The organism is Nonomuraea terrae (assembly GCF_004348995.1).
In the GTDB taxonomy this organism is placed as follows: Bacteria; Actinomycetota; Actinomycetes; order Streptosporangiales; family Streptosporangiaceae; genus Nonomuraea; species Nonomuraea terrae.
In genome coordinates, this window is the sequence record NZ_SMKQ01000106.1 from 18,998 (window position 1) to 28,599 (window position 9,602).

Below are 9,602 nucleotides of genomic sequence, written 5' to 3' on the forward strand. Positions count from 1 at the left end.
CGCACATGGACTGCAAAACGCCGATCCCGCAAGGGATACTGAGCGAATGGCACGTGACGGCAGGCCGACCGACATCTTCGTCAGCTACTCCCCCGCCGACACGGCGTGGGCCACGTGGATCGCCTGGGAGCTTGAGGCCGCGGGCTACCGGACGATGATCCAGTCCTGGGATTTCGTGCCGGGCACCAACTTCATCGACTTCATGGACCGCGGGGTCAGCGAGGCGCGGCTCGTCGTGGCGGTGCTCTCGCGCAACTACCTGAGCTCCCGCTACGGGCGGATGGAGTGGCAGGCCGCGTTGCGAGCCGCCCCCGACAACCCCTCCAACAAGCTTGTCACGATCAGGCTGGAGGACGTCCCGGTCGAGGGCCTGCTGTCCACGATCACCTGGGTCGACCTGCTCGGCGTCACCGACCCGGGTCAGGCCAGGGCGCTGCTGCTGGGGCGGGTGACGGAGGCGATGGCGGGCCGGGCCAAGCCGGAGGCCGCGCCGGCGTTCCCCGACGGGACGAACGTCCCGCAGGCGCCGCCGACGCTGCCGCCGCCCGACAAACAGGGCCGGGCCAGGCGTGCGCCGGTCACCGCCCCGGTCTTCCCCCCGTCCACCGGCGACGGGCGTGCTCGTTCGTCGGTCACCGTGCTGCACGTCGGCGGGCCGCGGTTCGGCCGCGCGCTGCCCGACCCCGGTGAGCCGTTCACGCCCGAGGACATGCAGGCGCGCATCTGGGCCGACCTGACCGGCATGTACGACGAGGGCATGCCGCGTCCCGACCTCATGATCGTCAGCGGTGACCTGACCGAGTCGGGCAGTCTCGGACAGTTCGGACAGGCGACGCGGTTCGTGACCGACCTGCGGATGCTAATCGGGCTGGAGCCCCACCGGCTGGTGCTGCTGCCGGGGCCGCGCGACGTCACCAAGGCGGCCGCCAGCGCCTACTTCATGACGTGCGAGGCCGACGACGTGAGCCCGCAGCCCCCGTACTGGCCCAAGTGGCGGCACTTCGCGACGTTGTTCGGTGAGGTCTACCAGGGGCTCGACGACCATCTGTTCGACGCCGCGCAGCCGTGGACGCTGTTCGAGGTGCCCGATCTGAAGGTGGTCGTGGCGGGGCTCAACTCGACGATGGCGATGAGCCACCTGGAGCGCGACGCGTACGCGCTGCTCGGCGAGTCGCAGGCGGCCTGGTTCGCCGAGCGGCTGCGGCCGTACGAGGAGGGCGGCTGGCTGCGGCTGGGCGGGATGGGGCATCCGCCGGGCGAGCTGCGCGACGCCGGCACCTACGATCGGCTGCTGGCCCACCGGCTCAATCTGCTCTTCCACGGCGGTCCCGGGCCGGCGGGCGACGGCCGGGTCCCCGCGCCGCGCTCGGGGCGGCACCAGGTGGTCGAGATCACCGCCGACGGGATGCGCACGTGGCTGCCGGGCGGGGGCCGTCCGGAGCGCGTACGGTCCCGCTGGCGTTCCGCGCAGACGACCTTCACCGGCGAGGCCCCGCAGGCCCCGCTCCCCGCGCAGAAGCCGGAGGAGCGTGCGCCGAACCCCGTCGAGCTGCTGCTCGACCGCATCACCGAGGTCTGCGAGGCCCGGCACGAACGGGCCAGGATCCGCAGGTTCCCCTCCCACCTCGTGGTGACCCACCCCGAGGACGGGTTCGTCCGGCAGCTCATGATCGGCGCGCACGCGGGTGCGCTGACCGAGCAGGCCGCGGCGGAGTTCGCGCAGCGGGCCCATGCCACGGGCCTGTCCGCCGAGCTGGTCTACCAGGGGCCGCCCCCGCCCAGGGAGATCCGCGACGACCTCATGCGCAAGGGCGTGCGGCTGCGCAGCTTCACGGAGTTCCAGGGTCTGCTCGACCTGAGCGGCTACGTCGCCGAGCAGACGGCCCGGCTGACGACCGACCGCCGCTACCCGCCCCGGCTGTACGTCCCGCAGCGCTTCCGCGAGCTCGACCGGCCCGGCAGCCAGGTCAGGAACGGCCTGACCGACGAGCTGATGCGGCTGCTGGCCACCGACCACGGCCGGTTCCTGCTGCTGCTGGGCGACTTCGGCCACGGCAAGACCTTCGCACTGCGCGAGCTGGCCCGGCGCATCCCCGCGGAGCTGCCGCACCTGACGCCGATCCTCATCGAGCTGCGCGCCCTCGACAAGGCGCACTCGGTGGACGCCCTGGTCGCGGCCCACCTGGCGAGCCACGGCGAGGAGTTCATCGACCTCAAGGCGTTCCGCTACCTGCTGCGGCAGGGTCGCATCGTGCTGCTGTTCGACGGGTTCGACGAGCTGGTGACCCGGCTGACGTACGACCGGGCGGCCGACCACCTGGCCACGCTGCTCGCCGCGGCGGAGGACAACGCCAAGATCGTGGTGGCCAGCCGTACGCAGCACTTCAAGTCGCACAGCCAGGTGCTGACCTCGCTCGGCGAGATGGTGGGGGTGCTGCCGCAACGGCGGGTGCTCGGCGTCGAGAACTTCACGCCCGACCAGATCCGCTCCTACCTGGCCAACCGGTTCGACGGCGGCGACGAGGCGACGGCCCGCATGTCGCTCATGGGCGAGATCGAGGACCTCCTGGCGCTGGCACAGAACCCGCGCATGCTGAGCTTCATCGCCGACCTCGACGCCGACCGCCTCCGTACGGTGGCCGAGGCCCGCCACACCATCAGCCCGGCCCTGCTGTACGACGAGATCCTGGGCTCGTGGCTGGCCTTCGAGGAGCGGCGGGCCAGGATCCCCGGCTCGCCCCCCGCGCTGACCACCGACGAGCTGTGGCAGGCGGTGACGGCGCTGGCGGTGCGGCTGTGGGAGAGCGGCGAGTCGCTGCTGGGGGTGGAGGAGCTGACCGAGATCGGCGAGACGCTGACCGGTCTGGCCGACGGGCAGCTGTCGGCCGCGCACGCCGCGTTCCGCATGGGGTCGGGCAGCCTGCTGGTGCGGACCGACGAGGGCATGTTCGGGTTCATCCACGCGTCGGTGATGGAGTGGCTGATCGCCCGGCACATCGCCGCGACCCTGGACGACCCGGTCCTGCTGTCGCGCAGGCCGCTGTCGGCGCTGACCGTGGAGTTCCTGTGCGACCTGGCCGACGTACGCGCGCTGCGGGAGTGGGTGGCCGACCCGCCCGGCGACGACGTGTCCATGGCCAACGCGGTCAAGATCGCGGCCAGGCTGCGCACCCCCGCCCGCGCCGACCTGCGCGGCGCCAACCTCAAGGGCGAGGACCTGTCGGCCCGCGACCTGCGCGAGGTCGACCTGACCGGCGCCGATCTGTCGGAGGCCACGCTCGCCGGCACCAACCTGTCGCGGGCGACCCTGCGCGACGCCAGGCTGGTGGGCGCGCGGCTCGACGGCGCCCAGCTCACCGGGGCCGACCTGCGCGGCGCCGACCTGTCGGGGGCGCGGCTGGCGCAGGTCGACCTGAGCGACGCCGAGGTGGAGGGCGCCCGCTGGCACCGGACCTCGCTGATCGACGTGACCGGCACGCTGCCGCACCTGCCGGGCGCTGCCGTGGTGCCGGGGCAGCCGGTGGAGGTGGAGTTCGCGCCGGCCGGCATCGGCGTCCCGTACGGCTTCCATTTCCAGACCAGCCGCCTGCCCGAGCCGATCGCCTACAGCGCCGACGGATCCACGATCGCCATCGGCAACGAGGACGGCGGCGTGCTGCTGTGCGCCGGCGGCGCGCCCGTCCGCACGCTGCAGGCGCACCGGGGCCGCGTGTACGCCGTCACGTTCGCCGGGGAGCTGCTGGCGACGGGCGCGGCCGACGGCAAGGTCGTGCTGTGGGACTCCCTCACCGGCCGCCGCCTGCACACCCTGCGGGGCCATCCCGACGGCGTCTGGCCCGTGCGCTTCGACCCCACCGGCGAGCTGGTGGCGGCCGGTGGCGCCGACGGCGTCGTCCGCGTGTGGGAGACCGCCACCGGGCGGCCGGTCCACGAGCTGGCCGGGCACCGCGCGCCGGTCTACACCGCCTCCTTCGGCCGTTCCGCGCTGGTGACGGGCGACTCCGCCGGCGTGGTCCGCGTCTGGGACCTCGGCTCCGGGCAGGTGAAGGAGACCCTCGACGAGCATCGCGGCAGCGTCTACCGCGCCGTGCACAGCCCCGACGGCCGGCTGCTGGTCACCGGCGACGAGGCGGGCACCGTCCGGCTGTGGGACACCTCCACCTGGTCCCTGCTGCACACGCTGACCGGCCACCAGGGCAGCGTCTACTGCGTGACGTTCGCGCCCGACGGCTCGCTGCTCGCGACCGGCGACACGGCGGGGGTCGTACGCCTGTGGGAGCCGTCCGGTGAGGCCCGCGGCGTGCACACCACGCATGCCGCGACCGTCTACCAGGTGGCGTTCAGTCCGGACGGACAGCTGCTGGCCAGCGGCGACTCCGGCGGCTTGGTACGCCTGCAGCGGCCGGGCGGCGGTCAGCGGGTCGAGCTGACGGGTCACCGCAGCTCGGTGTGGCCGTTCGCGTTCAGCCCCGACGGGCAGCAGCTGGCCACGAGCAGCAACGACGGCACCGTACGGCTGTGGGATCCCCGGTCCGGCCAGTGCCAGCGGGTGCTGCGCGGCCACGGGCGGCGCATCTCATCGGTCCGCTTCAGCGCCGACGGGACGATGCTGGCCACCAGCGGCAACGACGGCGTCGTCCGGGTGTGGGAGCCGCGCACGGGGCGGCACCTGCGCGACTTCCACGGCACGGCCGACCGGCTGATCTCCGCCTGCTTCTCCCCCACCGGGCCGGTGCTGGCGACCTCCAGCAACGACGGCGGCGTGCACTTCTGGAACGCCACCACCGGCGAGTACGAGCGCGAGCTGAACGCCGAGACCGACCACGTGTGGGCGGAGGCGTTCGGCCCCGGCGGCGACATGCTCGCCACGGCCAACGACGACGACAGCGTGCGGATCTGGTACCGCCCGACCGGGAGGCTCGCGGCCGCCCTTACCGAACACCGAGGGCGGGTTCGCTCGATCGCGTTCAGCCCCGACGGTGTCTACGTGGCCACCGGCTGCGACGACAACCTCGTACGCCTGTGGCACGTCGTCTCCGGCGCCCGCGTGGCGAGCCTGGAAGGGCACACCGACCGGGTCTACGCGGTGGCCTTCTCCCCCGACGGCCGCCACCTGGCCAGCGCGGGCAACGACGGCAGGGCCATGGTGTGGGAGCTGCCCCCTGGCCGGCCCGGGGAGCCGCGGCTCGCGCACACGCTCGACGGGCACGAGGGCCGGCTGTGGAGCGTGGCGTTCGACGCCTCCGGCGAGCGCCTGGCCACGGGTGGCGACGACCTGCTGGTGCGGGTGTGGGACACCGCGACGGGACGGCTGCTCCACGCGCTCGCCGGGCACAGCCGGCGGGTGTGGTCGGTGGCCTTCAGCCCGAGCGCCGACCTGCTGGCCAGCGCCGGCGACGACGGCGTGGTCATCCTGTGGGCGGACGGCGAGCGGCGGGCGACCCTCCTGGGGCTGGCCGAGGGGTGGGCCGCCGTGGCCCCCGACGGGCGTTACAAGCTCCATGGCGAGCCGGGCGGGCAGTTCTGGCACGTCGTCGGCATGACGCGGTTCGAGCTGGGCGAGCTCGACGCGTACCTGCCGGGGGTGCGGCAGGTGCCGCTCGAGTCACCCTTCTGATCCGGGGGCGCCGCGCATCGGGCGGCCGAGCAGCGCGGAGGCCACGGCCTCGACGTGCGGGGCGAGATCGTCGGCGGACGCTCCGGCCAGCGCCGGCGTCGCCACCACCGAACGCAGGATGCCGATGCCGACCAGCCAGGCGCTGAGCAGTTCGGCGCGCAACTCCCGGTCGCCGCCCTCGGCGAGGTCACGCAGCGCGTCGACGTAGGTGTCGCAGACCTCCCTGCGGATGCGCTGCCTGGCGTCGTCGTGGGCCGAGGAGCGCAGCATGGCGACCAGGGGATGCTCGCCGCCGTAGCGGGTCCAGTCGTGGAAGACGACGGCGCGCAGCATGCGGGCGACCAGCTCCTCCTCCGGGCCGTCGGGCAGCCCGGCCGGCAGGTCGGCGGTGACCTCGTCGAAGAGCCGTTTCTTGGAGCCGAAGTAGCGGAAGATCAGGGTCGCGTCGACGCCCGCGTCACCGGCGATGTCGCGGACGCTGGTGGCGTCGTAGCCCTCGCGGGCGAAGCGCAGCCGGGCGGCCTCCAGCAGGCGCGCCCGGGTGGCCTCCCGGTCCCTCTTCGGCACGCGTCCTCTCCCTCCGTAGTCATCGACCGTTGACATTGTACGGGCGGAGCATGCTACGTTCCGACAAGTCAGCGTTCGATGACTTGAAAGGATGAAAAATGCGGACATATGTCGTGTCGGGCGGCACGAACGGCATGGGGCGAGGAATCGCCCTGCACTACCTGCGCAGCGGCGACCGGGTCACAGTCGTAGGCAGCGACCCCGCCAAGGGCCGGCGCCTCCTCGACGAGGCCGCGCGGCTCGGGGCCGCCGAGCGGGCCGCGTTCGTCCGCGCCGACCTGACCTCGGTCGCGGAGAATCTCCGGGTGGTCGAGGAGGTCAGGGCCCGGCACGACAGCCTGGACGGCCTCGTGCTGACCGCGCTCCGGCACTTCCCGCGCCGGGTGGAGACCCCAGACGGCCACGAAGCCACCTTCGCGCTCTACTACGTCAGCCGCTTCCTGCTGAGCCACGGCCTGACCGGCCTGCTGGAGCGGGCGCCCGCCCCGGTCATCGCGAACGTCTGCGGCGTCGGCGTCACCAAGGGCCGCATCCACTGGGACGACCTGTCACTCAAGCGCCGCTACAGCCCGATCACGGCCATGCTGCAGGCCGGACGTGCCACGGACCTGCTGGGCGTCGCGTACGCCGCCCAACACCCGGACGCGCGCACCCGTTACCTGCTGCACCACCCGGGCTTCACCGACAGCGGCGCCGACACGCTCGCACAGCCCGCCAGGACGGTGGTCAAGCTGCTGGCCAAGGCGTTCGCACAGCCGGTGGAAAAGAGCATCCGGCCGATCATCGACCTGATGGACGACCCGCCGGGCACGGGCCTGCTCGCCTACGACCGGCGCACCCCGCTGGACCCGTCGCTGCCCACCCTCGACCCGGACGCGGCCCGCCGCCTGTACGACCTGACGAGCCACCTGCTGCGCCCGTGATCAGCCCCGCGCCGCGCGCCTGCGGAGTTCTTCCCAGACCTCGTCCACCCGGGCGTCGAGCTCCTCCAGCGTGCCCTCGTTGGGGATCACGATGTGGGCGGCCGCCAGCCTCGCCTCCCTGCTCGCCTGGGCGGCGATGCGGGCCTTGGCGTCGGCCTCCGGCATGTCGCGGTGCTCGGCCAGCCGCCTGACACGTACGTCGTCGGCCGCGTCCACGACGACGACCACGTCGTACATCGGCGCCAGGTTGTTCTCCACCAGCAGCGGCACGTCGTACACCAGGATCGCGTCATCGGGCGCCTGCGCCTGCAACTCGGCCACCCGCTCGCCCACCAGCGGGTGCACGATCGCGTTGAGCGCCGCCAGCTTCTCGGAGTCGGCGAAGACGATGGAGCCGAGCTTCGGCCGGTCGAGGGCGCCGTCGGGCCGCAGCACCTCCTCGCCGAACCTGGCCACCACCCGCGCCAGGCCGAGGGTGCCGGGCTCCACCACCTCGCGTGCGATCCGGTCGGCGTCGACCACCACCGCGCCCTTGGCCGACAGTCGCTTGGAGACCTCGCTCTTGCCCGATCCGATGCCGCCGGTCAGCCCAATCTTCAGCACGCGTGCAGCCTATCCGCGGATCCGGTACGCGTCAGCGGGGGCTCATCCGCAGATGCACGAGCGTCAGGTGGTCGTCCATCCGCTCGCGGTGGGTCTCGCGGTAGCCGAGCCGCCGGTAGAGCCGCAGGTTGTCGCCGGACAGGTGGCCGGTGAACAGGTCGAACGCCGTCGCCTCCGGCATCTGCTCGTGCAGGGCGGCCAGCAGGGCGGTGCCGACTCCCTGGCCCTGGAAGTCGGGGGCGACGACGAGACGGCCGACGCGGCACGTCGTGCCGGAGACCTGGCCGCGCACCGAGCCCACGATGCGGCCGCCCTCGACGGCCTTGAGCACGACCCCGCCCTCGATGACCTTGCGGACCTGCTCCAGCGACTCCACCAGCGGCGGGACGAACGGGTCGCCGTAGAGCTGGGCCTCGCTGACGTACGCGGCCCGCTGCACCGTGAGGATCTCGCCCGCGTCGGCCGCGACGGCCCGTTCGATCATCACCACGGCAGCCTATCTCAGGGGTCGGCGACCAGCTCGCCGGAACAGGAGGAGCGCGGCCGGACCCCGTTGACGAGGTAGTCGTGCACGCGGGTGCGCAGGCAGGCGGCCCGCAACTTGGCCACCCCCTGCAGCAGGTATGCGCCGTGGCCGTCGCCGTGCCGCAGCACCGCCGCCCCGGGAACGCGCGCGGCCTCCGTGTCGAGCCGGCCGACGCCGATCAGCACGGACGCGTCCTCGGTCAGGCGCAGTGCGCCGGTCAGGCGCGGCGTGCCGGGAGACTGCGCCGGCCCAGGAGACTGTGCCGGGCCGGGCAGCCCGAGGCAGCGGGCGGCCTCGTGGCGGGCGCTCAGCCAGCCCACCCGGGGGGCCAGGGCCCGCAGCCGTTCCTCCATCGCCACGAGCTGCGCGTGGTCGGGCACGGCGGGCGCGAAGTCGCGGCACTCAGCCGCCCTGGTCACCGTCGCGGGCCCGGCCGGTGGCGGCACGACCGTCATCGCGGCGAGGTCGGCCGCATCGCCCTCCTCGGCCTGCGACAGGGCGCGGGCGAGTTCGGGCCAGCGGCCGGGGTCGAGCCCGGCGTACACGGCGGCCGCCACGCCGCGGGCGTCAAGCGTACGGCCGGGTCCGGCGGGCAGGGGCGCGCGCTCGTACAGGTCGTCGATGACCGCGGGCGCGTCGGCGTCGAGCGGGCAGCCGAGGCGGCTGCGGCACCAGTCGCGGAAGTGGCCGAGCCGCCGTTCGGCCGCGCGCGCCCGGGTGGTCGCCCGCCGTTCCAGGGACGGTTCACCGAGGTCGGGGACGCCCTCCAGGTACATCCGTTCCACCCTGCGCGGGAACAGCTCCAGGTACGCCCGCCCGTAGACGGCGCCGTAGCCGTTGCCGAAGTAGCGCAGCCGCCGCTCGCCGAGCGCGGTGCGCACGGCGTCGAGGTCGTGTGCCACCTGGCGGGCCGTGAGACCGCCGTAGGCGGGTCCGGCGGCGATCCGGCAGCTTTTCCCATATGCGGCGTTCTGTCGGGCGTAGGAGCGCCAGGAGGCCCGTCCAGGGGCCAGCTGGAGGAGCAGGGGGTCGGGCGGCGGCACGGAGCAGCGCACCATGGCGCGGCTCCCCCGGTCGCCGATCCCCCGGGGCTCCACCAGCACGACGTCGAACCACCGCGTGAGCTCGCTGACGGTGTCGGGCCGGGCCCGCACGTCCTGGATCGTAGAAGGGGCGCCGGTGTTCACGACCAGGGCGCCGAGGCTGCGGTAGGGGTCGCGCGCGGGCATCCGCGCCAGATCGATCTGGGTACGCAGCCCGCGCGGCCGCGCCCAGTCGACGGGCACGGACAACGTCCCGCATTCCAGCTCGTCACCGCACTCCCGCCAGACGATCCCCCGCCGCCCCTGCACCGCCGCACTCGGAC

General features: G+C 73.6%; 6 protein-coding genes. 2 read left to right on the forward strand and 4 right to left on the reverse strand.

Going from position 1 to position 9,602, the window contains the following annotated elements:
- Positions 1 to 46 precede the first annotated feature (46 nt).
- Positions 47 to 5,617, forward strand: coding sequence for a WD40 domain-containing protein (locus E1286_RS28000; RefSeq protein ID WP_132617118.1), 5,571 nt, complete (start codon positions 47 to 49; stop codon positions 5,615 to 5,617).
- Here the strand turns inward: E1286_RS28000 and E1286_RS28005 are convergent.
- On the reverse strand, positions 5,606 to 6,184 hold the full coding sequence (locus tag E1286_RS28005; RefSeq protein WP_132617120.1) for a TetR/AcrR family transcriptional regulator: 579 nt from the start codon (positions 6,182 to 6,184) through the stop codon (positions 5,606 to 5,608). The two genes, E1286_RS28000 and E1286_RS28005, sit on opposite strands and share 12 nt — an antisense overlap.
- A gap of 98 nt (positions 6,185 to 6,282) precedes the next feature.
- Here E1286_RS28005 and E1286_RS28010 point away from each other — a divergent pair, with 98 nt between their 5' ends.
- Complete coding sequence (locus E1286_RS28010) at positions 6,283 to 7,107, forward strand: SDR family NAD(P)-dependent oxidoreductase (protein ID WP_132617122.1); 825 nt, start codon at positions 6,283 to 6,285, stop codon at positions 7,105 to 7,107.
- On the opposite strand, the gene coaE is transcribed toward E1286_RS28010, so the two are convergent.
- The 3 genes from coaE to E1286_RS28025 form a co-directional block, all read right to left on the reverse strand.
- Positions 7,108 to 7,710 (reverse strand): dephospho-CoA kinase, encoded by a 603-nt coding sequence (gene coaE / locus E1286_RS28015; RefSeq protein ID WP_132617124.1) that lies wholly within the window; start codon positions 7,708 to 7,710, stop codon positions 7,108 to 7,110.
- Between the two features lie 31 nt (positions 7,711 to 7,741).
- Entirely contained in the window at positions 7,742 to 8,194 is a 453-nt protein-coding gene (locus tag E1286_RS28020; protein ID WP_132617132.1) for a GNAT family N-acetyltransferase, read from the reverse strand.
- A 17-nt stretch (positions 8,195 to 8,211) separates the two neighbouring features.
- Positions 8,212 to 9,602: serine/threonine-protein kinase (locus E1286_RS28025; protein ID WP_132617126.1), on the reverse strand; the 1,391-nt coding region annotated here is incomplete at its 5' end.